The sequence below is a fragment of the Pelagovum pacificum genome (assembly GCF_016134045.1).
Lineage (GTDB): Bacteria > Pseudomonadota > Alphaproteobacteria > Rhodobacterales > Rhodobacteraceae > Oceanicola > Oceanicola pacificus_A.
Genome location: NZ_CP065915.1, coordinates 2835577 through 2859622, shown reverse-complemented (window position 1 = coordinate 2859622; position 24046 = coordinate 2835577). Strand labels below are relative to the sequence as shown.

22 protein-coding genes are annotated in these 24046 nt (G+C 63.6%); 11 read left to right on the top strand and 11 right to left on the bottom strand.

The window, feature by feature from the left end:
* Window positions 1-73: 73 nt before the first annotated feature.
* Genes I8N54_RS13985 through I8N54_RS13970 form a run of 4 tightly spaced genes read right to left on the bottom strand, consistent with a single transcriptional unit; the run spans window position 74 to window position 4000 of the window.
* Entirely contained in the window at window positions 74-820 is a 747-nt protein-coding gene (locus I8N54_RS13985) for a proteasome-type protease (RefSeq protein WP_140197454.1), read from the bottom strand.
* A gap of 10 nt (window positions 821-830) precedes the next feature.
* A complete protein-coding gene (locus tag I8N54_RS13980) occupies window positions 831-1628 on the bottom strand; it encodes a transglutaminase family protein (RefSeq protein ID WP_140197455.1) in 798 nt (265 codons plus the stop codon).
* Between the two features lie 2 nt (window positions 1629-1630).
* A complete protein-coding gene (locus I8N54_RS13975) occupies window positions 1631-2572 on the bottom strand; it encodes an alpha-E domain-containing protein (protein ID WP_140197456.1) in 942 nt (313 codons plus the stop codon).
* A gap of 3 nt (window positions 2573-2575) precedes the next feature.
* On the bottom strand, window positions 2576-4000 hold the full coding sequence (locus I8N54_RS13970) for a circularly permuted type 2 ATP-grasp protein (protein ID WP_140197457.1): 1425 nt from the start codon (window positions 3998-4000) through the stop codon (window positions 2576-2578).
* A 337-nt stretch (window positions 4001-4337) separates the two neighbouring features.
* Between I8N54_RS13970 and acs the strand changes: the two genes are divergently transcribed.
* From acs to I8N54_RS13915, 11 genes are all read left to right on the top strand, one after another.
* On the top strand, window positions 4338-6305 hold the full coding sequence (gene acs, locus I8N54_RS13965) for an acetate--CoA ligase (protein WP_140197458.1): 1968 nt from the start codon (window positions 4338-4340) through the stop codon (window positions 6303-6305).
* Window positions 6306-6490: 185 nt separating this feature from the next.
* Complete coding sequence (locus I8N54_RS13960; protein WP_140197459.1) at window positions 6491-6778, top strand: STAS domain-containing protein; 288 nt, start codon at window positions 6491-6493, stop codon at window positions 6776-6778.
* Window positions 6775-7143 carry a response regulator gene (locus I8N54_RS13955; RefSeq protein WP_140197460.1) on the top strand — a complete coding sequence of 123 codons (369 nt, stop codon included), beginning with the start codon at window positions 6775-6777 and terminating at the stop codon, window positions 7141-7143. The genes I8N54_RS13960 and I8N54_RS13955 overlap by 4 nt, the downstream gene beginning before the upstream one ends.
* 3 nt (window positions 7144-7146) lie before the next feature.
* Window positions 7147-9222, top strand: a complete 2076-nt coding sequence (locus tag I8N54_RS13950) for a chemotaxis protein CheA (protein WP_140197461.1) — start codon at window positions 7147-7149, stop codon at window positions 9220-9222.
* Complete coding sequence (locus tag I8N54_RS13945) at window positions 9215-9682, top strand: chemotaxis protein CheW (RefSeq protein ID WP_140197462.1); 468 nt, start codon at window positions 9215-9217, stop codon at window positions 9680-9682. The genes I8N54_RS13950 and I8N54_RS13945 overlap by 8 nt, the downstream gene beginning before the upstream one ends.
* A gap of 35 nt (window positions 9683-9717) precedes the next feature.
* Entirely contained in the window at window positions 9718-10548 is an 831-nt protein-coding gene (locus tag I8N54_RS13940) for a CheR family methyltransferase (protein WP_231592774.1), read from the top strand.
* Window positions 10545-10931 carry a response regulator gene (locus tag I8N54_RS13935; RefSeq protein ID WP_140197464.1) on the top strand — a complete coding sequence of 129 codons (387 nt, stop codon included), beginning with the start codon at window positions 10545-10547 and terminating at the stop codon, window positions 10929-10931. The genes I8N54_RS13940 and I8N54_RS13935 overlap by 4 nt, the downstream gene beginning before the upstream one ends.
* The gene (locus I8N54_RS13930; protein WP_140197465.1) at window positions 10928-11290 is read left to right on the top strand and encodes a hypothetical protein; all 363 of its coding nucleotides are present in this window, start codon (window positions 10928-10930) and stop codon (window positions 11288-11290) included. The genes I8N54_RS13935 and I8N54_RS13930 overlap by 4 nt, the downstream gene beginning before the upstream one ends.
* Window positions 11291-11419: 129 nt before the next feature.
* Window positions 11420-13738, top strand: coding sequence for a methyl-accepting chemotaxis protein (locus I8N54_RS13925; protein ID WP_197097690.1), 2319 nt, complete (start codon window positions 11420-11422; stop codon window positions 13736-13738).
* Window positions 13739-13819: 81 nt separating this feature from the next.
* Entirely contained in the window at window positions 13820-14845 is a 1026-nt protein-coding gene (locus tag I8N54_RS13920) for a CheB methylesterase domain-containing protein (RefSeq protein WP_140197467.1), read from the top strand.
* Between the two features lie 150 nt (window positions 14846-14995).
* Window positions 14996-15376 (top strand): chemotaxis protein CheD, encoded by a 381-nt coding sequence (locus I8N54_RS13915; RefSeq protein WP_231592775.1) that lies wholly within the window; start codon window positions 14996-14998, stop codon window positions 15374-15376.
* 17 nt (window positions 15377-15393) lie between these two features.
* Here I8N54_RS13915 and I8N54_RS13910 read toward each other — a convergent pair whose 3' ends face one another.
* The 7 genes from I8N54_RS13910 to glgC all read right to left on the bottom strand — a co-directional run bounded on the left by I8N54_RS13910 (window position 15394) and on the right by glgC (window position 24036).
* The gene (locus tag I8N54_RS13910) at window positions 15394-15561 is read right to left on the bottom strand and encodes a hypothetical protein (protein WP_197097693.1); all 168 of its coding nucleotides are present in this window, start codon (window positions 15559-15561) and stop codon (window positions 15394-15396) included.
* Window positions 15562-15684: 123 nt separating this feature from the next.
* The gene (locus tag I8N54_RS13905; protein WP_232790399.1) at window positions 15685-16785 is read right to left on the bottom strand and encodes an amidohydrolase family protein; all 1101 of its coding nucleotides are present in this window, start codon (window positions 16783-16785) and stop codon (window positions 15685-15687) included.
* Window positions 16786-16957: 172 nt separating this feature from the next.
* Window positions 16958-17650 carry a DUF1045 domain-containing protein gene (locus I8N54_RS13900; RefSeq protein ID WP_140197470.1) on the bottom strand — a complete coding sequence of 231 codons (693 nt, stop codon included), beginning with the start codon at window positions 17648-17650 and terminating at the stop codon, window positions 16958-16960.
* On the bottom strand, window positions 17637-19268 hold the full coding sequence (locus I8N54_RS13895) for an alpha-D-glucose phosphate-specific phosphoglucomutase (RefSeq protein WP_140197471.1): 1632 nt from the start codon (window positions 19266-19268) through the stop codon (window positions 17637-17639). Before I8N54_RS13895 ends, I8N54_RS13900 begins: the two co-directional genes overlap by 14 nt.
* A 17-nt stretch (window positions 19269-19285) precedes the next feature.
* Window positions 19286-21370, bottom strand: a complete 2085-nt coding sequence (gene glgX / locus I8N54_RS13890) for a glycogen debranching protein GlgX (RefSeq protein ID WP_140197472.1) — start codon at window positions 21368-21370, stop codon at window positions 19286-19288.
* Window positions 21371-21373: 3 nt separating this feature from the next.
* On the bottom strand, window positions 21374-22783 hold the full coding sequence (gene glgA, locus I8N54_RS13885; protein ID WP_140197473.1) for a glycogen synthase GlgA: 1410 nt from the start codon (window positions 22781-22783) through the stop codon (window positions 21374-21376).
* On the bottom strand, window positions 22780-24036 hold the full coding sequence (glgC, locus tag I8N54_RS13880; protein WP_140197474.1) for a glucose-1-phosphate adenylyltransferase: 1257 nt from the start codon (window positions 24034-24036) through the stop codon (window positions 22780-22782). Before glgC ends, glgA begins: the two co-directional genes overlap by 4 nt.
* Between the last annotated feature and the right edge of the window lie 10 nt (window positions 24037-24046).

Sequence of the window (24046 nt, the reverse complement as noted above, 5' to 3'; positions counted from 1 at the left end):
GCACTCTCCTCGTTCCACCCGCCGTTTGTGGGACGGCGCGGCGGCGATCACAAGGGGGCGGCGGCGGGCGGGCCTAGTCGGGATCGGAGTCGAAGGTGAAGTCGGGCAGGCTGTCGAACGCGCTCTTGAGTGCTTCGCCCCAGCCGTCGGAGATCGCCTGGTAGTAGGGATCGTTCGCCTCGATCCGGGTGGAGCTGCCGGCGCGGAGGCTGTCGCTCTCGTAGACCTGAAGGTCGAACGGCAGCCCGACGGAAAGGTTGGCCTTCACCGTCGAGTCGAAGCTGACGAGAAGCAGCTTCACCGCCGCCTCGAAGCTCATCGCGGGATCGAAGGAGCGGACGAGGATCGGGCGGCCATACTTCGTCTCGCCGATCTGGAAGAAGGGCGTATCCTCGCCGGCCTCGACGAAGTTTCCTTCGGGATAGATCAGGAACAGGCGAGGCGGGCCACCCGCGACCTGGCCGCCGAGGATCAGCGTTGCGTTGAAGGTGCTGTCGGCGCGCTGCCCGGTCTGGGCGTGGTTGGAGATGACCTCTTTCAGAGTGTCGGCCACCAGCCGTGCGACCTGGAACATCGAGGGCGCGGCGAACAGGGTCGGCGCGCGGTCGTTGTGCGGCTTCGTCCGTTCTTCCAGCAAGCTGACGACGGCCTGGGTCGTGGCAAGGTTGCCGGAGTTCATCAGGCAGATGAACCGGTCGCCCGGCTTCTCCCACGTGAACATCTTCCGGAAGGTGGAGATGTTGTCGACACCCGCGTTGGTGCGCGTGTCGGACATGAAGACCAGCCCCCGGTCGAGGAACAGGCCTACACAATAGGTCATTTCAGGGCTCTTACTGCTGTGCCACTTCTATTTCGACCGAGAGAGACTCACCCTCTCCGCCGACTCGTGTTCCAGTTATTGGGGCCGCCTCGGCATAGTCCATACCAGTTGCGACACGCACGTAGCGAATATCCGGCGAAATGCCGTTAGATACATCAAATCCGACCCAACCGAGACCTTCGAGGTAGGCTTCGGCCCAGGCGTGGGTCGCTTCCTGCGCCGTGCGATCGTCGAGCATGAGGTAGCCCGAGACATAGCGGGCGGGCAATTTCATCTCGCGCGCGCAGGCGATCATGATGTGGGCATGGTCCTGGCACACGCCCTTGCCCTCGGTGATCGCATCTTCGGCAGAGGAGTCAGAGGTCGACGATCCCGTCTCGTAGGCGACTTCATCCAGGATAAGCGCGGAAAGGAAGTGCAGACGCGACAACAAGGTGTCGCCCTCGACCTGTTTCAGCAGCGCGCGGCAGCCGGCGCCGGCGCGGGTCCGCTTCGTCGTGCGCTGGTAGAGCCAGAGCGGCGCCGGACCGAAGTGGGGGCCGACGACGCCGTGGGTCTCGGCGATCTCGACCTCGCCCTCTGCGCGGATCGTCAGTTCCTCGACATGGCGGTCGAAGCTGATGAGCTCCACCCGGTTGTTGTTGTAATCCTCGTAGGCCAGTTCCTTCGTTCCGCCGAAGATCGTCGTGGTCCAGTGCAGCACCGACTGCGCGCGCACCGGCTTGGGCGTGATGCGCAGTTGCTGGAACCCGTAGGAGACCGGGCGCTCGAAGGCGTAGCGCGTCGTATGGCTGATCTTCAGGCGCATGGTCACTCGTAGAACCTGTAGTCGATTTCAATCTGGCGGCTGAACTCGCTGAGCGAGGTCAGCACCGTCTGGATATACTCATGCAGGCCATAATCGAAGATGGCATCGACCTTGTGGGTCAGGAACCGCCGGACCAGCATGTCGATCTGGCCCCAGCATTCGGGCCGGAAGCCGTAGTCGGACACGAGGTAGTTCAGGTTGTCGCGCATCTTGGAGCAGCAGAAGTTGAGGCTCCGCGGCATGCGTTTGTCGAGGATTAGGAACTGGGCGATGTCGCGAGGCGTCACCGTGTCGCCATGCACCATCCGGTAGCCGCCGCGCGCCGACACTGAGCGCAGGATCGTCTCCCATTGCACGTTGTCGAGGCTGGATCCGACCGCGAAGGACGAGGGCAGCAGCACGTAGTACTTCACGTCGAGGATCCGCGCGGTGTTGTCGGCGCGTTCGAGGAACGTCCCGATCCGCACGAAGTCATAGACGTCGTTGCGCAGCATCGTGCCGTGGGTCGCACCACGCACCAGTGCGGTGCGCTGGCGGATCAGCTTCAGCACGGCGGGCAGGTCGCGTTCGGTCACCTTGCGGGCGAGCGCTTCCTTGAGCGCCATGTAGCAGCCGTTCATCGCCTCCCACGTCTCGCCCGTCAGGGCGGTGCGTGTCATCCGCGCGTTCTGTCGCGCGGCGGAAATGCAGGACATCACCGACGAGGGATTGTCCGGCGAACGCAGCAACCAGTCGACCACGTAGTCCTTCGTCACCTCGTCGCGCTGTTGGAGGTAGGCGCCCTTGGTGGCGGTCGTCTGGAGGATGGACCCCCATTCATCGTCATGATCGCCCGACCGGGTCAGCGCGATCCGCTCACCCGTTTCCACCAGTCGGGAGGTGTTCTCTGCCCGTTCAAGGTTGCGATACATCCAGAACAGGCCGTTTGCCGTCTTGCCCAGCATTCGTCAGTCCTCGAGTACCCAGGTGTCTTTTGTGCCGCCGCCCTGGCTGGAGTTTACCACCAGCGAGCCCTTCTTCAGCGCGACGCGCGTGAGGCCACCGGGGGTGATCTTGATCCCCTCCGGGCTGACCAGCACGAAGGGGCGCAGGTCGACGTGGCGCGGCGACAGGCCTTTCTGCGTGAAGATCGGCACCGTCGAGAGCGACAGGGTCGGCTGGGCGATGTAATTGTTCGGCCGGGCTTCCAGCTTGGCGCGGAAGGCCGCGATCTCTTTCTTGGAGGCGGCCGGGCCGACGAGCATGCCGTAGCCGCCCGAGCCGTGGACTTCCTTCACCACCAGCTCCGACAGGTTGTCGAGCACGTACTTCAGCGAGTCGGGATCGTTACAGCGCCACGTCGGCACGTTCTGCAGGATCGCCTTCTCGCCGGTGTAGAACTCCACGATGTCGGGCATGTAGCTGTAGATCGCCTTGTCGTCGGCGATGCCGGTGCCCGGCGCGTTGGCGATGGTGATGCCGCCAGCGCGGTAGACGTCCATGATGCCGGGAATGCCGAGCGTGGAGTCGGGGTTGAAGTTCAGAGGGTCGAGAAAGTCGTCGTCGACGCGACGGTAGAGCACGTCGATCGGCTTGTAGCCCTTGGTCGTGCGCATCGCGACCCGGCCGTCGATCACCCGCAGGTCGTGCCCCTCGACGAGGTCGACGCCCATCTGGTCGGCGAGGAACGCATGTTCAAAGTAGGCGGAGTTGTAGATGCCGGGCGTCAGGATCGCGACCGTCGGTTCGCCCCGCGTCTGCGGCGGCGCGCAGGCGGCGAGGGAGCGGCGCAGGTTGCGCGGGTAGTCCGACACTGGCTGTACGCGGGTCTTGGAGAACAGCTCCGGGAACATCTGGAGCATCGTCTCGCGGTTCTCCAGCATGTAGCTGACGCCTGAGGGCGTGCGGGCATTGTCCTCGAGCACGTAGAACTGGTCGTCGCCGGTGCGGACGAGGTCGATGCCGACGATGTGGGTGTAGACCCCGCCGGGCGGCGTCATGCCGATCATCTGGGGCAGGAACGCCTCGTTCTTGGCCAGCATCTCCTGCGGGAGACGGCCGGCCTTAACGATTTCCTGCCGGTGGTAGATGTCGTGCAGGAAGGCATTGAGCGCCCGCACCCTCTGGTCGATGCCACGGGACAGCTTCTGCCATTCCCGGCCCGAAATGATGCGCGGCACGATGTCGAAGGGGATCAGCCGTTCCTCGGCTTCCTTCTTGCCGTAGACGTTGAAGGTAATGCCCGAGAGGCGGAACAACTCGTCCGCCTCGCGCTGTTTCGCGCGCAATCGGGCAGCGTCTTCGCCCTCAAACCAGTTGCTGAAAGTGCCGTAGGGGCTTCGCAACCCCTCGCCACTGCCCCACATTTCGTCGAACGGTTCTCGGTCATTCATGTCATTGACCTTAGCAGCCGAACGTCGGCTGACAATGCGTGACATGCGGGAAGTTGCTTCTGACGGGTCGGTTGCTGAGGAATTGGGCAGTCGGCCCCGTTGGACGGCGCCGAACTTCCTGCTATTTCAAGGGTATCGGGGCGTTCGGTAAAATGCTTTACGGTTTTCTGCTTCCGCGAGAAAAAGCGTTTACAGGATAACCTTGCGAAAACGGGCGCTTGTATACATTTTTTCACGGCAGGTCTCTATTGCCTGCCGTCGGAGGTGACGGTCCGAACAGCCCCGGAGGAGGGGCCGACCCGCACAGCCGAGGCCCGAAACCACAAGGGGGGAGACGATGAACACCGACGTCAAGACAGAGCCTGCCGTCTATCCGCCGAGCGCCGACTTCACCGGCGGCGCCCATGTCGATGCCGCCCGCTACAAGGAGATGTACGATCGCTCCATCTCCGACCCCGAGGGGTTCTGGGCCGAAGAGGGCAAGCGCCTCGACTGGATCGAGCCCTACACCCGCGTGAAGGACACCTCCTTCGAGTTCGGCAAGGTGTCGATCAAGTGGTTCGAGGACGGCAAGCTGAACGTCGCCGCGAACTGCATCGACCGCCATCTCGAGACGCGCGGCGACCAGACCGCGATCATCTGGGAACCGGACGATCCCGCGGACGAGACGCTGCACATCTCCTACCGGGAGCTGCACGAGAAGGTCTGCCGCATGGCCAACGTTCTGCTTGCGCAGGGCGTGATGCGCGGCGACCGGGTCATCATCTACCTGCCGATGATCCCCGAGGCCGCCTATGCGATGCTCGCCTGTGCGCGGATTGGGGCGATCCACTCGGTCGTCTTTGCCGGGTTCAGCCCTGACGCGCTGGCCAACCGGATCAACGATTGCGGCGCCAAGGTCGTCGTCACCGCCGATACCGCGCCGCGTGGCGGCAAGCGCACCGCGCTCAAGTCGAACGCCGATGCCGCCCTGCTGCATTGCTCCGACAAGGTGCGTTGCCTCGTGGTGAAGCATACCGGCGACCAGACCACGTGGATCGACGGTCGCGATGTCGACGTGAAGGCGATGATGGCGGACGTCGCGCCAGACTGTCCCGTGCGGCCGATGGGCGCCGAGGATCCGCTGTTCATCCTCTATACCTCCGGCTCGACCGGCAAGCCGAAGGGCGTCGTCCACACCTCGGGCGGCTACCTCGTCTATGCCGCGATGACCCAGAAGTTCACCTTCGACTATCACGATGGGGACGTCTTCTGGTGCGGCGCCGACGTCGGCTGGGTCACCGGCCACACCTATATTCTCTACGGCCCGCTCGCCAACGGCGCGACCACGCTGATGTTCGAAGGCGTGCCGACCTGGCCCGACGCCGGCCGGTTCTGGCAGGTGATCGAGAAGCACAAGGTCAACCAGTTCTACACCGCGCCGACCGCGATCCGCGCGCTGATGGGGCAGGGGACGGAGTTCCCGGCGAAGTGCGATCTGTCCTCGCTCAAGGTGCTCGGCACCGTGGGTGAGCCGATCAACCCGGAGGCCTGGAACTGGTACAACGACAACATCGGCAAGGGCCGCCTGCCGATCGTCGACACATGGTGGCAGACGGAGACGGGGGGCCACATGATCACCCCGTTGCCGGGTGCCGTCGCGACCAAGCCGGGGTCGGCCACGCTGCCGTTCTTCGGCGTGAAGCCCGTGGTTCTCGAGCCTGAGAGCGGCAAGATCGTGGAGAGCGACCCGGCCGAGGGTGTGCTCGCCATCGCCGACAGCTGGCCCGGTCAGATGCGCACCGTCTGGGGCGATCACGAGCGGTTCGAGTCGACCTATTTCCAGCAATACAAGGGCTATTACTTCTCCGGCGACGGCTGCCGCCGGGATGAGGATGGCTATTACTGGATCACCGGGCGCGTTGACGACGTCATCAACGTCTCCGGTCACCGGATGGGCACTGCGGAGGTCGAGTCCGCCCTCGTCGCCCATGCCGACGTGGCAGAGGCCGCGGTCGTCGGCTTCCCCCACGATATCAAGGGTCAGGGCATTTACTGCTACGTGACCCTGATGAACGGGGTGGAGCCGACGGACGAGCTGAAGAAGGACCTGGAGAAGTGGGTCCGCACCGAAATCGGCCCCATCGCCAAACCCGACCACATCCAGTGGGCGCCCGGCCTGCCGAAGACCCGTTCGGGCAAGATCATGCGCCGCATCCTGCGCAAGATCGCCGAGAATGACTATGGCGCGCTCGGCGACACCTCGACGCTGGCCGATCCGTCGGTCGTCGATGACCTGATCGACAACAGGATGAACAAGGACTGAATTCCCTTTGAATTCAACGTGCGGCCCGCCCTTTTCGGCGGGCCGTTTTCGTCTGCGGACGCGAAAAGCGCAGAAACGGATGTCCGGTAAAAACGGATTATTAAGGTCCGCCCCTTAGTCAGCTTTGAAACGGCGCGCCGTCGGATGTGGCGCGGGCCGGTTCTGACTGATTGAAGGAGCGCCCGATGGACAGCCAGCGCCAGTCGTTCGACTTGCCGCCGACCGCGACACATGATGCCTGCGCGCAGGTTCACGACTTCCTCGTCGCCGCACGGGGGCAGCCCGTGACCCTCGCCGCCGACAAGGTCACCCGGACCAGCACGCGGCTGGCCCTGCTTGTCGCCACTGCGCGGCGACAATGGGCGCGTGACGGTCATCCGTTCGAGGTCGCAACTCCGTCGGAGGCGTTCGCAAGCGGTCTCGCGACGCTTGGCCTCACGTCCGCAGTCCTCCAAACGGAGGATGCGCAATGAAGCCCAGGGTTCTCGCGATCGACGATTCCCGTACCATCCGGGAGCTTCTGCGCGCCTGCCTCGAGAATGCGGGGTTCGACGTCAGCTCGGCCGTCGACGGTGTCGATGGCGTGGCACAGTTTCCCGATGTCGCACCCGACGTGGTGATCACGGACATCAACATGCCCAAGCTTGACGGCTTCGGTGTCATCGATTCGATCCGGAAGGGCGATGTGAACCGCTCGGTGCCGATCCTCGTGCTCACCACCGAAAGCGCGCCGGAGCTCAAGGCCCGCGCCCGCGATGCCGGCGCCACCGGCTGGATCGTGAAGCCGTTCGACGACACCTCGCTCGTCAACGTGCTCAAACGCGTGACGGGGGTCTGAGCGATGTCTGGGTCGATCCGCGACACGTTCTTCGAGGAATGCGAAGATCTCCTCGACGCCCTGGTCGAGGGGCTGTCGGCCATGTCCGCCGGCACTCATGATGATGAGACAGTCCACGCTGTCTTCCGCGCGGTCCATTCGATCAAGGGCGGCGCCGGGGCCTTCGGGCTCGACGACCTCGTGAACTTCGCGCACCGGTTCGAAACCGTGCTCGACCGCGTTCGCTCCGACGAACTGCCGATCGAACCCGACCTGATGCGCGTGCTGCAACGCGCCGGCGATCATCTGACCGATATCGTCGAGGCCAACCGGCTCGACGCGGAGTACGACCGGGAGGCGTCCGCGACGTTGCTGGCAGAGCTGAACCGCTTCCTTGGTATCGAAGAGACGGCGGCGGAGGCGTCCCCACCCGAAGAAGAGTTCGTGTTCGAGGCTCTCACGATCGAGCTCGATACGCCGCCGGTCGAAGAGGTCGCGAAGACATATCGCCTGACCTTCAGGCCGGCTCGCGGTCTCTATGCCAACGGCCATGAACCGATCCTCCTGTTCGAGGCGCTCGCCCAGCTCGGCACGCTCGATGTCACGGCGAACCTCACCGCACTCGGTGACTTTGACCAGCTTGACTGGGAAGCGCCCGCCTTTGACTGGACGCTGACCCTGCAGACGTCAGAGCCTGAGCATGTAATCCACGAAGTCTTCGAGTTCGTCGAAGGTCTGTGTGATCTCCACATCGGCCCCGTCGACGATCTGCCGCCGACAATGGCGCCCGAGCCGGATCCGGTCGCCTCCGTCGCAGAGGTCGTTCCCAAAGCGGTCTCCGAGGAACGGAAACCGGTGGACAAGTCCGCCCCGGCCGGTCCGAAGCCGACGCTGCGCGTCGATCTCGACCGCGTCGACCGCCTCATCAATACGGTGGGCGAACTCATCATCAACCAGGCTGTTATTTCGCAGCGGATCGAAGAGATGGGCCTGCCGTCCGGCTCCGGCCTGTCCACTGAGCTGGAAGACTACAAACTTCTCGCCCGCGAAATCCAGGAAGGCGTGATGGCCATTCGCGCCCAGCCCGTCAAACCGCTGTTCCAGCGGATGTCCCGCATCGTCCGGGAAGCGGCCGAGGCGACGGGCAAGACCGCAAGACTGGTGACAGAGGGGGAAGGCACAGAGGTCGACAAGACCGTCGTCGAACGTCTCGCCGATCCGCTGACCCATATGATCCGCAACGCCATCGACCATGGCCTGGAATCCCCGGAGAGTCGCAAGACTGCCGGCAAGGACGCAACGGGCACGATCCGCCTTGCCGCCTTTCACCGCTCCGGCTCCGTCCTGATCGAGGTGTCCGACGATGGCGCAGGCCTCAACCGGGAGCGGATCTTCGAGACGGCTGTTTCCAAGGGCCTGATCCCGCCCGATGCCGATCTCGCCCCGGCAGAGATCGACGACCTGCTTTTCATGCCCGGATTCTCGACGGCCGCCGAGGTCTCGGCCCTTTCCGGCAGGGGTGTCGGCATGGATGTGGTGAAAACCGCAATCCATTCGCTCGGCGGTCGCGTCACGATCTCCACCGTGCAGGGCGAAGGCACCACCTTTTCAATCGTCCTTCCGCTGACGCTCGCGGTGATGGACGGCATGGTCGTCAACGTGGCCGGCCAGACGATGGTGGTGCCGATCGCTTCAATCGTCGAGACGATCCGACCCGGCCCCGGCGACCTTCATCGTTTCGGTGTCGGCGGCTGGCTGCTGTCCATTCGAGGGAGCTACGTCCCCATCGTCGATGTGGCGTCGTCGCTCGGCCAGACCAGCGCCCTCGCCGAGGTCAATGACCAGGTTCTCCTCCTGATCCAGACAGAACGCGCGCAGCATTGCGCTCTGGCCGTCGACGGGATCTCCGACCAGCGGCAGGTGGTCATCAAGAGCCTTGAGGGCAACTACGGCAACATTCCCGGCGTCTCCGCCGCGACCATTCTGGGTGACGGCAAGATCGCCCTGATCATCGACCCCGATACCGTCGCAGCCTCCGGCAACGCGGTGCATCGGAGACTCACTGAAACCTGGCAAGAAAAGGACGTCGCAAATGGCTGACACGGCAGAGCTTGCAGACAGCGAATTCATCGAGTTCGTGACCTTTGTCGCGGGCGAGCAGAGCTTCTGCATCGAGATTACCCAGATCCGCGAGATCCGCCGTTGGTCCCCGGTGACGATCCTTCCTCACAGTCCCGAACATGTCCTTGGCGTCATCAACCTGCGCGGCGCCGTAATCCCCATCTTCGACCTCGCCGCAAAACTGGGTCTGGGGCGCATCTCGCCGACTGGACGCCATGTCATCATCATCGCCGCGGTTCGAGGTCAGACCGTTGGCCTGCTCGTGGATTCCGTCTCCGAAATTCTCAGCGTCCGAACCGATGCGGTTCAGGAAACGCCCAACGTCCGTCAGGACGACACGACGTCCTGCATTCTCGGCGTGATTCCGGTCGAAGATGGCATGACCCGCGTCATTGACCTTAGCCGCATCGTCCTGGCAGCAGGTGAAGGTGCCGCATGACAATGGCGACCACCCGACCACCGGGGGAAGAGTTCATGCTGAAGGACAGCGAATTCGCGGCGATCGCGGACCTCGCGCGCCGCAATTTCGGTCTCGATCTACAACCTGCGAAGCGCCCGCTCGTCTATTCGCGTTTGTCACGCCGGCTGCGAGCTCTGAAACTTGGCAGTTTCTCGCAATATCTTTCGCTGCTCGACAAGCCCGGCAGCGAAGTGGAACAGATGGAAATGCTTTCCGCGCTGACAACGAACGTAACACATTTCTTTCGCGAAGATCATCACTTTGAGCAATTCCGTAAAGAGGTTCTGCCAAACGCGATAGCGCGCGCAAAACAAGGTGGCCGAGTTCGCTTCTGGTCAGCCGGCTGCAGCGCTGGGCAGGAGCCATACTCGATTGCATTCTCGTTATTAGATGCAATGCCCGATGCCGCTGACTATGACATCAAAATTCTTGCGACCGATGTCGATCCGACGATCCTCGCGCGAGCCCGCCAAGGTGATTATGGTGAGGACGAAATTCAGAGTCTGAAGGACCGTTTTCGCAAGCAATATACCTGCAGGGCTACCGGCGAGCGATATGCCATCTCCGGTGCCGTCAAGGAGTTGATCAGTTTCGCGGAATTGAACCTCGTCCGGGAGTGGCCGATCAGTGGCCCGTTCCAGGCGATCTTCTGTCGCAACGTGGCGATCTACTTCGGCAAGGATACACAGATGCAGTTGTGGTCGAGGTTCGTACCGGTGCTGGAACCCGGGGCCCTGCTGTTCATCGGACACTCCGAGCGGATCACTGGCCCGGCATCGTCCGACCTTCAAAGCGCAGGTATCACGTCCTACCGCCGATCCTCCACGAAACAGGTGACCAGATGAGCCTCAAGGAAACCCTTCGAGTGATGGTAGTTGATGACATGTCCACGAGCCGCGGCCTCATCACGCAAGCGCTGGAAGAGATCGGTATTTGGCATGTTCAGGCCGAAAGCGACGCACGAGCCGGTCTGGCCAAACTCGCCGCAAGCCCGGTCCACCTGGTCTTGTCGGATCTCAACATGCCGAACATGGACGGGCTGCAATTCCTTGCTGCACTACGTCAGACCAAATCCACTCAAAAGATTGGATTTATTCTTGTGACCGGGAGTCCCAACCGTGAACTGATTCAGAAGGCCCAGACGCTTGGATTGAACAATATGATCAAGAAACCGTTCACCACAGACTCAATGCGGACCTGCATTGAACGGGTCGTCGGGCGGCTATGACGACAGCGCCTGAAAGTGAAAGTCCCGGACCGGTGATCGGTCGAGTCGCGGACGAGCTTGGCGAGATCGCTCGCGACCTTTCGATCCTGGAGGCGGCGATCTTGCGGGACGGTGAGTCCGGCAATGACGATAAAGCGCTACAGGCTGACCTTCAGAAAATGGACTTGCTTGTCCAATCAGTGATCGAACTCAGGCGCTTCTTGGTAAAATTGGCGGAATTGTACGATCAAGGTGGCGCTCATGTCGATCTCGCACCAGCCTTGCAGCTCGTGAGGCTCGCCGCCATGAAAGAGCGTCTCAGGGGTGTGGGGCCATCCAGTGATCTTGAAGCCGACTGCGCAGAGATCACTCTATTCTAGGGGTTTGGTGTAAAAACAAACTCTCTGAAGAATTCTGCTCCGCCTTAGCCACAAATTAACTCCCAATGCTCCAAAGTAGTAATGATGAAGCCCGCCCGCACATCGCGGGGCGCAGTCAAGGACAATCAGATGCGCAAATTCGACAATATTCGGCTTTCGGTAAAGCTACCTGCGATGCTCGTTCTGCTCAGCATTCTCGTCGCAACTGGTAATGCAGGGGTCGGCTTCTTCCAGTTCCGTCAAGTTCTGATCCGCGATGCGCTGACGTCGCTATCGGACGTCGCAGAAAGCCATCAGCGAAGCCTGGAGGCGTCGCTGGACAACATCCGGCAAGAGCTGCTGAGCCAGGCCAGCAGCCCCCAAACGGCATTTGCCATTTCGCGTTTCACCGCGGCGGCGAGTCAACTCGAGGGCGATATCAAGGATACACTCCAGTCCCTTTATATCGACAATAATCCGAATGAGACGGGGGCGAAACATCTCCTTGAGCGAGCGGATGACACGAGTGCCTACTCGGTAATTCACGGTCAATATCACCCCTACTTCAGAGACCTCATGGAGACATTTGGCTACTATGACGTCTTTCTCATCAATCCGGAAGGTACGGTGATCTACACCGTCTACAAGGAGGCGGATTACGCGACCAACTTGGAACGTGGCGCTTACGCTACGACGGGGCTCGGTCGTGCGTTTCGGGCGGCGCGCGATGGCGGTCCGGGACAGGTTCATTTCGTCGATTTCGAAGCCTACGCGCCCAGTATGAACGCCCCGACGAGCTTCATCGCCGCACCTGTGCAAGACGGCGACGGGGAGTTTGTCGGCGTTCTGGCATATCAGATGCCTGTCGAACGCCTGATGGAGGTGGTCTCGACCGATACCGGTCTTGGGGAGACGGGCGACGCCTATCTGATCGGCACCGATGGCCGGACACGGACACCTTCACGCTTTGTCGAGGATATTGGAATCCTCGATCAACTGCCTGATCTACCACAAGTTCGCGCCGGTGCGAGTGGCGAGAGTTTCGATGGCAGCGGCATTCCAGGTTTGAACGGCCAGACTGTTGCTGCCGTCAGCGCCCCACTGGAGTTCCTAGGGACCAAGATGTCCCTGATTGTCGAGCGAGACATGTCGGAAATCGTGGCCTCTGCAAGGCGGATTGAATTGATGCTGGTCATCCAGATTGCGATCTGTGTGATGATCGTACTCTTCATTTCGCTTGCGGTTGCGCGTACGATTACAATTCCGCTGGCGCGAGTGCGCGACGGAATGAACAAGGTCGCCGATGGAGAATATGATCTGAACCTCCGCGCGTCTGACCGCGAAGACGAGATCGGTGACATCGCTAAAGCACTGATGAAATTCCGCGACAAGCTGATCAAATCCGACGAAGTGGAGAAAGCACGGCTCTCGGCTCAGGAGAACCAGAAGGCAGTAGTCGAACAGCTTAGTGTTTCACTGCGCAATCTCGCGGACGGTGATCTGACCAGAAAGCTCGAGTCTGCGTTTCCAGAAGAATATGAACAGCTTCGCGCAGACTTCAACGAGACGATTCAGACACTGCGCCAGATGATCGAGACGGTGGTCGAGAATGCTTCGCGCATCAACACGGGCGCAGGCGAAATCAGCCAGGCGTCCGACGACCTCTCCCGGCGGACCGAAACCCAGGCTGCGACACTTGAAGAGACGGCGGCGGCGCTCGATGAGCTGACGAGTTCGGTCAACTCCGCAGCGGACGGCGCGCGGGAAGTCGAGACGATCGTCAACGATGCCAAAACACATGCCGAGGCGAGCGGTGTTGTCGTTCAGTCGGCAGTTTCCGCGATGACGGAGATCGAAAAGAGTTCGGAACAGATTTCGCAGATTATCGGTGTGATCGACGATATCGCGTTCCAGACGAACCTTCTCGCGCTTAACGCAGGGGTCGAAGCCGCCCGGGCTGGGGAGGCGGGTAAGGGCTTTGCGGTCGTCGCATCCGAAGTCCGGGCGCTCGCGCAGCGGTCGAGCGACGCAGCGAAAGAGATCAAGTCCCTGATTTCAGGGTCTTCTCATCAGGTGGAGGAGGGCGTGACGCTCGTCGGCAAGGCTGGTGAGGCGTTGGTCTCGATCGTCGAACGGGTAAATCACATCTCCGACCTTGTGACTGAAATCACCCGCGGCACAGTGGAGCAGGCGACAGGTCTGGCCGAGATCAACACCGGTGTCACCAACCTCGACCAGGTGACCCAGCAGAACGCGGCGATGGTGGAACAGAGCACCGCTGCGGCGCACTCCCTGTCCCAAGAGGCACGTGAGCTTTCGGACGTCGTGGCTCGCTTCCGCGTCCGTGCAGGCGACGATGTCAGCATTCGGACGCCGCTTCCCATGGCAGTAGGCGAAACGACTCGAAGCTATCCGGCTCCGGCACCCGTCACGGCCGCGGATTCCAGCGATGTCTGGCAGAACTTCTGAGCCGTCGCCCTGTGCGGGGCGGCGGGGAACCCAAGCAGTCAGATTTTGGACCGCCAAGGCGACAGGTGACCATTGAGACTAGTGCTCGCCCATCAGAACCCCATTCGGCGGGCCAAGCTGTCGGCGCGGTTCGAACGTGTCGATCGGCTTGATCTGCTGGCCGTCGCCTGCAATCTGACGGAGCTCTACACGGCAGTAGAGCACCTCGTTCCAGACGTGGTTCTGTTGTCGCGCGAGATGGCCTCCGCGCCCGAGTTCGAGGTCATGCGTGCGCTGTTCTCTGCGCTTCATGTCGCTTGCATCCTGCTCGAGGGGGATAACGACGTCCGGCCGGTCTCTCCGCTCACCGACGGTCTGCCCTCGCTGAATGAGGCAGCCGATGCTGAAGAGTTGGTCGTCGGGGTGAGGGCGGCAGCCTCGCGGCCCCTGCCGCGGTTCGGGCGCGAGGGCACAGTGCGGCTTCCTGTTACCGAGGCGACAATGCCGGCGGAACCGCGATCACGCACGCCCACTTTCCGTGACGGCGCGATCGTGCTTATCGGGGCTTCGACGGGGGGCGTCGATGCGCTGCTCACGGTCCTCGGTCAGTTCCCGGTCAGCTGTCCGCCGACTTTTGTCGTCCAGCATACCGGCGGCCGCTTCGTCAGCAGTCTGATCAGCCTTCTCGATCGGAGTGTCGCTGCCAAGGTTACAGCGGCGACCGATGGTGAAGAGGCGCGGATTGGGCACATCTACCTTGCCCCAGGGGATCAGGCGCACCTCGCGCTCTCGCAGAAAGGAAAGCTCATAACCGCTCTTGATCCGGGAGCTCATTACAGTGGCCACAGGCCATCGGTTGACGTGTTGTTCCGATCGGCAGTGCCGCGAGGGCGACGGGTCGCGGCGGCCTTGCTGACAGGGATGGGGCGAGACGGGGCAGTGGGCTTGAAGGCCTTGTCTGCGGCGGGGGCGGAGACGATCGTGCAGGACGAGGCGACATCGGTTGTCTACGGAATGCCCCGCGTCGCATGGGAAATGGGCGCCGCGCGGCAGAAGCTGCCGATCGATCGGATCGGCCCGGCGCTGTTGGCGGCCTGCGCCGTGACGACAAGCAGGGTAGGTCACTAGATGGCGGCAGTTGGAGACGAACGGGCGAGATCCATCACGGTCATTCAGGGTGAATTCGCGATTTCCTCGGACCGACGGGCGACAATTTCGACCTTGCTCGGGTCTTGCGTCGCGGTCTGCCTTTGCGATCGCGGGGCGCGCATCGGGGGCATGAACCACTTCCTGCTGCCGGGCGAGCATCCGAGCGGCGGAACGCACAAATACGGCATCCACTTGATGGAGCTTCTCATCAACGGGCTGTTGAAGGCGGGTGCGTCGCGCGGCGCGCTCGAGGCAAAAGTCTTCGGTGGGGCGCGGATGTCGGACAATTTGCGCGACATCGGTCAGTCGAACGTCATTTTCGCCACTCAGTTTCTATCGCGTGAAGGCATCCCCGTACTTTCGGAGAGCACGGGAGGGCGTATGGCGCGGCGTGTCCGGTTCTCTCCGACGACGGGCCATGCGCAACAGATGCTGATCAACGAAACGGTCGATGCGATCGTCGAGACGCCCAAGGTGTCGCCGATCGAGCCCGATGTGACGCTGTTCTGATGCGAGGTTCGGTGAGATCAGAGGCCGCCAGTACGGCGCAGGGCACCATTGTCGCTCGTCCGTCGGTCGGCGTCGGGCGCGAAGATTTCTGCGTTCAGCGTCTGTACGATGCGGGTGGGCGTTTTTTCCGGGATCTTGCGCCGCAAGACGCCACGCACGTTCTCGCGCGGTACGTTGTTCGCCATGGACACGAAGGCTTGCTTGACTTGTCCGTCCCGCGCGTGGAGGGCCCTCTGCTTTATCTCCGGGCCGAATGTATCCCGGGTCAGGGCCACTTCACCGGGAAACGCGTCGGACGGAGGGCGGATCTACTCTGCGGCCAGCGCGACGGCGGTGTCTCCACCGATGAGACGGGTTGCAGCCTCGCCCGTGGCGAAGGCCAGACGACCGTTGGCGAACGTTGCCTCGACGGCGCGGGTCGCCTTGTTTACGACGATCAGGTCCGCTCGCTTGCCGGGCGCGATTTCTCCGCGGTCGGGCAGCCGCAGGATACGGGCGGGTCGACTGGACAGCAGCGACCAAGCGGCGGCGAACGGCAGGATGCCGAGGTCGGACAGTTGGAACGCCGCGCGGACTGGCGACTCCCCCCAGACGTCGGATGCGAGGGCATCGCACTTGCCCGCGCGGATAAGCGGGAGCGGGGAGACGGCGCATCGGGTGCTGTCCGGCAGGACAACCTGCGGGGCGCCCATCACGACGGGGTCGCCGACGGCGCGCGCGACGGAGGCCGCCTGGAAGGAGGTAGGCCGGTCGCAGACCTTTGCGCCGAGCATCGAGAAGTACTCCCGTGTCTCACCGTCCGGGTCGCCGGTACTGCCGTAGACCACGCCGAGCACGTCGAACGCCTCGGCCACGCGGCAGAGCCTGCGCGGCACTTCCTTGCGGCGGTCGCGGGCGCGTTCAAGCAGGTCGAGGAAGTGGTCGGAGGCCAATCCGTGGGCAGAGGCGTGACGGGCGAAGCTGTCGGGGTCGGCGGCGTAGAGGTCGAGCACCCTGTCGCAAGCGCTTTGGAACAGGACGAAATCGACGCCGTAGCGGCGAACTGCGGCGACCATGCGCTCTGCACTGTCGTGGTCGAACGTCTCGTAACGAAGCTGGACACGCAGATCAATTGCTGCGTCTGCACGTTGGAGGTCGACGGCATGGAGCAGGGCCTCGGCCCGGTCGGGACTGCCCGGGCCGAGGCCCCAGGTCCAGTCCTGCGCGATCCAGCCGGTCGTGATCCCGTTCGCCGCGCTCTCACGCTCGAGCGCGCGAAGCGCGAGGTCGAGAGGCAGGCGAAGGCCTGGGGCAGGGTACAGGTGACGTTCAAGGGACAGGTTGCCGGTGTCGACGATGCCGGGAAGGACGAAATAGCCCGACAGGTCGACGGCAGGGAATGGACCGGTGGTGATACGCCCGTCGGTCACAGCGATCGAGCGGTCCTGCAAAACTCCATCCCGAAGCACGGTCGCGCCGGTAATGCGGAACGGGGGAGGGTGATGGGACATGAACACGAACTGCCGGAACTGGTGTGACGGTTCCGGGCACACTAGCGGCCCGATGTTTCGGGCCTATGACAAGTTATGCACAATTTTACCCTCAGCTTGTCGAGGCAAGGCGGAACCGGGCGAGTTCGTGGAAGCGACCGTCGTCGGCCTCCCCCGCGATGGAGATGCTCTCCATGGCGAACGGGTCCGGCAGCAACGGTGACAGGAGGGGCGCCAGCGCATCGGCGACCCGGTCACGATCCGGGGCGGCAAGCGGACCGCTGAGAGTGACGTGAAAATGGAACTGGTCGAGCACGTAAGGGTAGCCCCAGCGGGCCAGGTGTTCTTCTTGCTGGTCGGTGAGGCCAGCGGCGCGGCGGCGCGCGAGGTCGTGTTCGGTCAGGGGCGCGCGGAAATGGTCGAGTTCGGTGACGATCCGGGCTGCGGCGGCTGAAATCTGGCTCTGGTCCCCCGTCGGGCGCAGCGACAGGAAACGCCCCCGATCAAGGGCGAGCCCGTCGGCGACCGGGGCGACCAGGTCGTCGGCAAGCGCGGCGACGGCGTTCCGGAGGGCCACGTAGGTCGCGCCCTCCGCCAGACGGAACGGCGGCTTCAGCGTCGCGTGGAAGCCATACTTGCGGGGAACGGCCGTGACTTCGTCAGCATCCGGCAACCCCGCGTCGACACCTGCGGCCGGGCGGCCCGCGGCGACGTCCCAGCCTAGCCAGTCGGAGCCGAACCGACCCAGTGGGCCGACCGGTAGATAGTAGACGGCGAAGCGGCGGCAGGCGTCAGGTGACGACATCGGGGCCGCTGCGGCCCGTTTCGGCCCTGATGCGCGACAGGGTCTCGGCGGCCTTGATGATCGGGGCTAGCGCTTCTTGCGCGTCCTGTTGCATCGCCGAAGGGTCAAGCTCCAGCCGCTCGATATAGACGCGGATCGTAGCGCCCTCGGTCCCGGTGCCGGAGAGGCGGAAGACGACTCGCCCGCCACCCTCGAAGTAGAAGCGGAGGCCCTGGTTCTTCGATACGGACCCATCGACGGGGTCATTGTAGGAAAACTCGTCCGCCGCCTCGACCTTGAGGCCGGCGACCTCGGTGCCGGGAAGGTCGGACATCTTGGTGCGCATGTCGTCCATCAGGCGATTGGCAAGGTCGCTCTCCACCGCCTCGTAATCGTGGCGGGAATAGTAGTTGCGCCCGAACTGCGTCCAGTGGTCGGCGATCAGCTGTGCGACCGGCTGGCGCTTCTGGGCGAGAATGTTCAGCCAGAGCAGCACGGCCCAGAGACCGTCTTTCTCGCGGACGTGGTCGGAGCCGGTGCCGGCGCTTTCCTCGCCACAGATGGTGGCGCGGCCAGCGTCGAGGAGGTTGCCGAAGAACTTCCAGCCCGTCGGCGTCTCGTAGCAATCGATGCCCAGCTTCTCGGCCACGCGGTCGACGGCCGCCGAGGTCGGCATGGAGCGCGCGATGCCCTTCAGCCCGTCGCGATAGGCGGGGGCGAGGGTGGCGTTCGCGGCGAGCACGGCGAGGCTGTCGGACGGCGTCACGTAGCAGCCCTTGCCGACGATCATGTTGCGGTCGCCGTCGCCGTCCGACGCAGCGCCGAAGTCCGGCGCGTCGGGGCCATGCATCCGGTCCATCAGCTCCTTCGCCCAGATCGGGTTCGGGTCGGGGTGGCCGCCGCCGAAGTCGGGGGAAGGCGTGGCGTTCACGACGGAGCCTTCCGCCGCGCCGAGCCGGTGCTCGAGAATCGCCTTGGCGTAGGGCCCGGTCACCGCGTGCATCGCGTCGAAGCTGATGGTGAAGCCGGAAGACAGCAGGCCCTTGATCGCGTCGAAGTCGAACAGGTTTTCCATCAGCGCGGCGTAGTCGGCAACCGGGTCGATCACTTCGACCACCATGTCGCCGAGGGTCTTGTCGCCGGTCGAAGCGATGTCGACGTCCTCGCCCTCCACGATCTTGTAGGAGGTGATGTCGGTCGTGCGGGCAAAGATCTTGTCCGTCACGCCCTCTGACGCCGGGCCGCCGTTGGGGCCGTTGTACTTGAGGCCGAAATCCTCGTCCGGGCCGCCGGGGTTGTGGCTGGCGGACAGGATCAGGCCGCCGTCGGTGCCGCGCTTGCGGATCAGGTTCGAAGCGGCGGGAGTCGACAGAAGCCCGTTCTGGCCGACGATCGCGCGGGACGCGCCGTTGGCGGCCATCATGCGCAGGATCACCTGGATCGCGCGCTCATTAAAGTAACGCCCATCGCCGCCGACGATCAGGGTCTTGCCGCTGACGCCGCCGATGCCGTCGAAGATCGACTGCACGTAGTTTTCGAGGAAGTGGGGCCCCATGAAGACCTTGGTCTTCTTTCGCAGGCCCGATGTTCCGGGCTTCTGGCCGTTGATCGGGCCCGTTTCGACCGTCTGGATGTCCACGCGCGCACCTCCCTCGCTTATTCGGGTCTCAGTATCAGGGCGACCACCGAGTTCTCATGAACCTCCAACGGTTTCGTGACAGGGAAAGGTCCGAGCGCGGGATCGGCGGTGTCGAGTTCGCGGATCCAGATCCAGCCTTCCTGCGGTTTCGGCAGGGTCACCGTCAGGGCCTCACCCGCATTGAAGACCGCCATGATCGCGTATTCAAGGGTGGCGTATTCGGGCGTGCCGGATGCCGTGCGCATCTCGGCGATGAGATGCCGCCGTTCCGGGTCGGCCCAGTCCTCCGGCGTCATGTCGGAGCCGTCGGCGTTGCGCCAGAACAGGTCGGGCACTCCGTCGACCAGCCGCTCCTGTGCGTGGAGGAACCGTTTCTGTCGCAGGATCGGGTGCGATTTGCGGAAGGCGATGATCTGGCGCGCGAAATCGAGGAATTGCGGATCGGTGGAGGACCAGTCGACCCAGCCGATCTCGTTGTCCTGGCAATAGGCGTTGTTGTTGCCGCCTTGACTGTTGCCGAGCTCATCCCCGCTCAGAATCATCGGTGTGCCCTGCGACAGCAGCAAAGTCGCGAGCAGGTTGCGCCGCCGCCGCGCACGCAGGTCGTTGATTTTGGCGTCGTCGGTCGGGCCTTCGACTCCGCAATTGTCGCTGGCGTTGTGGTCGTGGCCGTCGCTGTTGTTCTCGCCGTTCGCCTCGTTGTGCTTCTCGTTGTAGCTGACGGTGTCCATCAGCGTGAAGCCGTCGTGGCAGGTGATGAAGTTGACCGAGGCCGAGGCCGCGCGGCGGTCGTGGTCGAAATGCATGGCCGACCCGGCGATCCGGGCGGAGAGCGTGCGGATCTTGTCGGCGTCGCCCTTCCAGAAGCTGCGCACTTCGTCACGGTACTTGTCGTTATGCTCCGCCCAAGGGGCCGGAAACGCGCCGAGCTGGTAGCCGCCGGGCCCGACGTCCCACGGCTCGCCCGTCATCTTCAGACGTGACAGGACCGGGTCCTGCGCGATGGCCTGGAAGAAGGGCGCGTTGCGGTCGAAGCCGTTGCCGTAGCGACCGAGCGACGCGCCGAGGTCGAAGCGGAAGCCGTCGACGTGGTACTCCTCCGCCCAGTGGCGCAGCGAGTCGAGCACCATGCGCAGCACCATCGGGTGCTGCGTGTTGAGCGAGTTGCCGGTGCCGCTGTCGTTGAAATAGTAGCGCGCGCTCTCCGCCAGCCGGTAGTAGCTGAGGTTGTCGAGCCCCCGGAACGACAGGGTCGGGCCGAGGTGGTTCCCCTCGCCGGTGTGGTTGTAGACCACGTCGAGGATCACCTCGATCCCCGCGCTGTGGAAGCGGCGGATCATCTCCTTCACTTCATTGCGCTGGCCGCCGCTCATGTAGCGGGGTTCGGGCGCGAAGAAGCCGATGGTCTGGTAGCCCCAGTAGTTCTTCAGCGACTTCTCGAGCAGGTGTTCGTCGTCTAGGAAGGCGTGGATCGGCATGATCTGGATCGCCGTGATCCCGAGCTTTGTCAGGTGTTCCAGCATCGGGTCGGACGACATCGCAAGGTAGGTGCCGGGGTTCTCGACCCCCTCCTTCATCCGGGTGAGGCCCTTGACGTGCGCCTCGTAGATCACCGTTTCTTCCATCGGCGTGTCGGGGCGACGGTCGTGCTGCCAGTCGAAATCGTCGTCGACCGTCACGACGCAGCGCGGCATGTGGTTGGCACTGTCGCGGGTGTCGAAGGTGAGGTCGGCGTGCCGGGCGTTCACGTCGTAGCCGAAGAGAGACCCGTCCCAGCGAACCGAGCCGGACAGCTGTTTGGCGTAGGGGTCGATCAGCAGCTTGTTGGCGTTGAACCGGTGCCCCTCATCGGGGCGGTAGGGACCGTGCGCGCGATAGCCGTACAATTGTCCGGGCTGCAGTGCGGGCAGGTAGCCGTGCCAGACGTGCCCGGTGCATTCGGGCAGGTTCACGTTCAGCGTCTCGTTGCCTGACGAGTCGAACAGGCAGAGCGTCATGCGTGTGGCATGTTGAGAGAACACGGCGAAGTTGACCCCGTCGCCGTCGAACGTCGCGCCCAGCGGGTAGGGCCGACCTGATTGGACCGTTACGTTTCCTGCCATGTCTCAGGCTTTTACGACCTCGTATAACGAAGCATAGGCCTCGGCGCTTAATTTCCAGTCGACGGGCTGAGACATCCCGTTTTTCTGGAGCCGTGTCCATATTTCAGGCAGTTCCCAGAGGTCACACAACCGGGAGAGTGCGCCCGACAGGGCATCGGTCGTCACCGGGTAGAACTGGATGCCGGTCGCCACACCCTTCGCGAGGGCGGCCGGAGAGGCATTGATGACGGTATCCGCCAGCCCGCCTGTCAGCGCGACCACGGGCACGGTGCCGTAGCGCAGGCCGTAGAGCTGGGTGAGACCGCAGGGCTCGAACCGGGAGGGAACGAGGATCGCGTCGCCACCGGCGATCATCTTGTGCGACAGCGCCTCGTCGTAGCCGATGCGGACCGCGACGTTGGGCTGCCCGGCGGCGGCGTGGAACGCGTACTCAAGATAGGCGCTGCCCGAGCCGAGAAGCGCGAGCTGGCCGCCACGCTCTGTCAGGGCGGGCAGGGCGTCGATCAGCATGTCGAGGCCCTTCTGCTCCGTCAGGCGCGAGATCACGACGCAGAGCGGGCCGTCGGACTCCGGCAGGCCCATGATCCGGCGCAGCTCGGCCTTGTTCTTCGCCTTGCCGCGCGGGGCCTTGTAGGTGGTGACCAGCGGGTCGGTTGCCGGGTTCCAGGTTTGCTCGTCAATGCCGTTGAGGATGCCCGACAGGTCCGCCCGGCGCGCCCGCATGACCCCGTCCAGGCCCATGCCGAACTCTTCGCGCATCAGTTCCTGCGCGTAGGTGGGGGAGACGGTGGTAAGCTTGGTCGCCCAGACGAGACCGGCCTTCAGGGCGCTGACCTGACCCCAGAACTCGTAACCCTCGCGGTCGAAATCCTCCGGCGCGAGGCGGAGGGGGCCGATCCGGTCCGCCGGGGCGAGGCCGTGGAAGGCAATGTTGTGGATCGTCAGGATCGTCGGAATATCGCTGTTGCGCAGGTAGTAGGGTGCGAGAGCCGCTTGCCAGTCGTGGCAATGGACGACGTCGGGCGTCCAGTCTGCCGCGCCGTCCCGCGCGATCTCCGCCGCGACCCACGACAGGGCGGCGAAACGTTCGGGGTTGTCGGGCCAGTCCTTGCCGTCAGGACCGAGGTAGATCGACCCTTCACGATCAAAGAGGTGCGGCGCATCGAGGATCAGCAGGTCGAGGTCGCGCACCTTTGCCGCACGAAGCGTCGCGGGGCCGCCCATGAGATCGCGATACTCGGTGACCGCCTCTGCGTTTTTCGCAGCCTTCAGAACAGCCGGATAGCCGGGGAGCAGCGTGCGCATGTCGACCACCAGCGGGCCGAGCGCGCCCGGAAGCGCGCCGGCAACGTCCGCGAGACCGCCGGTCTTCACCAGAGGCGCGCACTCGGACGTGACCGAGAGGACCTTCACTGCGCGGCCTTCCACTTCTCGATCATCGGCTGCGTGATGAGGGTCACGCCCTTGTCCGAAACCCGGAAGAACTTGCTGTCCTCGGTGGGATCCTCGCCCACGACGAGCCCTTCGGGAATCTCGACACCACTGTCGATGACGACTTTTCTCAGCCGGGCAGAGCGATGGACGACGGCGCGTGGCAGCACCACGGCGTGATCGAGCACGGCGTAGGAATTGGTGTGAACGTTGGTGAACAACAGGGAATTGCGCACCTCGGTGCCCGAGATGATGCAGCCGCCAGAGACCATGGAGGAGATGGCCATGCCCCTCCGGTCGCGCTCATCATGGATGAACTTCGCGGGCGGCACGCTTTCGGAATAGGTCCAGACCGGCCACTTACGGTCCCAGAGATCCAGCTCGGGCGTGAAGTTGGTGAGGTCGATGTTGGCCTGCCAGAACGCGTCGACGGTGCCGACGTCCTTCCAGTAGGCGGGGGCGCCTTCCTCGCGGACGCAGCTGTCGTCGAAGCGGTGGGCCATCGCCTTGCCGTTCTTCACGAGGTCGGGGATCAGGTCATTGCCGAAATCGTGCGAGGAGTTCGGATCCTCGGCGTCCTTCAGCAGCAGTTCGCGCAGCAGCTTCCAGGAGAAGACGTAGATCCCCATCGAGGCGAGCGCGACTTCGGGATCGTCCGGCGTGCCGGGCGGATCGGCGGGCTTCTCGAGGAAATCAGTGATCTGGCCACTCTCGTCCGTCGCCATGACGCCGAAGGCCGTGGCCTCCATCCGCGGGACGGTGAGACAGCCGATGGTCACGTCGGCCTTCGAATCCACATGCTGGCGAAGCATGATCTCGTAGTCCATCTTGTAGATGTGGTCGCCGGCAAGGATGATGACGTAGTCGATGTCGTAATCGTCCACGATGTCGAAGTTCTGAGTCACGGCGTCCGCCGTGCCGCGATACCAGGCCTCGCCGCCCATGCGCTGGGATGCCGGCATGATGTCCATGAACTCGTTCCGCTCGGTGCGGAAGAAGTTCCAGCCGCGCTGGGTGTGCCGGATCAGCGAGTGCGCCTTGTACTGCGTCGCGAGCGCCATCTTCCGGATGCCGGAGTTCATCGCATTCGAGAGGGCGAAGTCGATGATCCGGGCCTTGCCGCCGAAATAGACGGCAGGCTTGACGCGCCTGTCCGTCAACTCCTTCAGACGAGAGCCGCGGCCCCCGGCGAGCACGAACGCCAGGCTTCGTTGCGTCAGTCGGCGATGATCCATGAATTCCCTC

Coding starts and splice junctions, on each gene's coding strand:
- I8N54_RS13985 (WP_140197454.1), bottom strand. CDS start 820: ATGACCTATTGTGTAGGCCTGTTCCTCGACCGGGGGCTGGTCTTCATG.
- I8N54_RS13980 (WP_140197455.1), bottom strand. CDS start 1,628: ATGCGCCTGAAGATCAGCCATACGACGCGCTACGCCTTCGAGCGCCCG.
- I8N54_RS13975 (WP_140197456.1), bottom strand. CDS start 2,572: ATGCTGGGCAAGACGGCAAACGGCCTGTTCTGGATGTATCGCAACCTT.
- I8N54_RS13970 (WP_140197457.1), bottom strand. CDS start 4,000: ATGAATGACCGAGAACCGTTCGACGAAATGTGGGGCAGTGGCGAGGGG.
- acs (WP_140197458.1), top strand. CDS start 4,338: ATGAACACCGACGTCAAGACAGAGCCTGCCGTCTATCCGCCGAGCGCC.
- I8N54_RS13960 (WP_140197459.1), top strand. CDS start 6,491: ATGGACAGCCAGCGCCAGTCGTTCGACTTGCCGCCGACCGCGACACAT.
- I8N54_RS13955 (WP_140197460.1), top strand. CDS start 6,775: ATGAAGCCCAGGGTTCTCGCGATCGACGATTCCCGTACCATCCGGGAG.
- I8N54_RS13950 (WP_140197461.1), top strand. CDS start 7,147: ATGTCTGGGTCGATCCGCGACACGTTCTTCGAGGAATGCGAAGATCTC.
- I8N54_RS13945 (WP_140197462.1), top strand. CDS start 9,215: ATGGCTGACACGGCAGAGCTTGCAGACAGCGAATTCATCGAGTTCGTG.
- I8N54_RS13940 (WP_231592774.1), top strand. CDS start 9,718: ATGCTGAAGGACAGCGAATTCGCGGCGATCGCGGACCTCGCGCGCCGC.
- I8N54_RS13935 (WP_140197464.1), top strand. CDS start 10,545: ATGAGCCTCAAGGAAACCCTTCGAGTGATGGTAGTTGATGACATGTCC.
- I8N54_RS13930 (WP_140197465.1), top strand. CDS start 10,928: ATGACGACAGCGCCTGAAAGTGAAAGTCCCGGACCGGTGATCGGTCGA.
- I8N54_RS13925 (WP_197097690.1), top strand. CDS start 11,420: ATGCGCAAATTCGACAATATTCGGCTTTCGGTAAAGCTACCTGCGATG.
- I8N54_RS13915 (WP_231592775.1), top strand. CDS start 14,996: ATGAACCACTTCCTGCTGCCGGGCGAGCATCCGAGCGGCGGAACGCAC.
- I8N54_RS13910 (WP_197097693.1), bottom strand. CDS start 15,561: ATGGCGAACAACGTACCGCGCGAGAACGTGCGTGGCGTCTTGCGGCGC.
- I8N54_RS13900 (WP_140197470.1), bottom strand. CDS start 17,650: ATGTCGTCACCTGACGCCTGCCGCCGCTTCGCCGTCTACTATCTACCG.
- glgX (WP_140197472.1), bottom strand. CDS start 21,370: ATGGCAGGAAACGTAACGGTCCAATCAGGTCGGCCCTACCCGCTGGGC.
- glgC (WP_140197474.1), bottom strand. CDS start 24,036: ATGGATCATCGCCGACTGACGCAACGAAGCCTGGCGTTCGTGCTCGCC.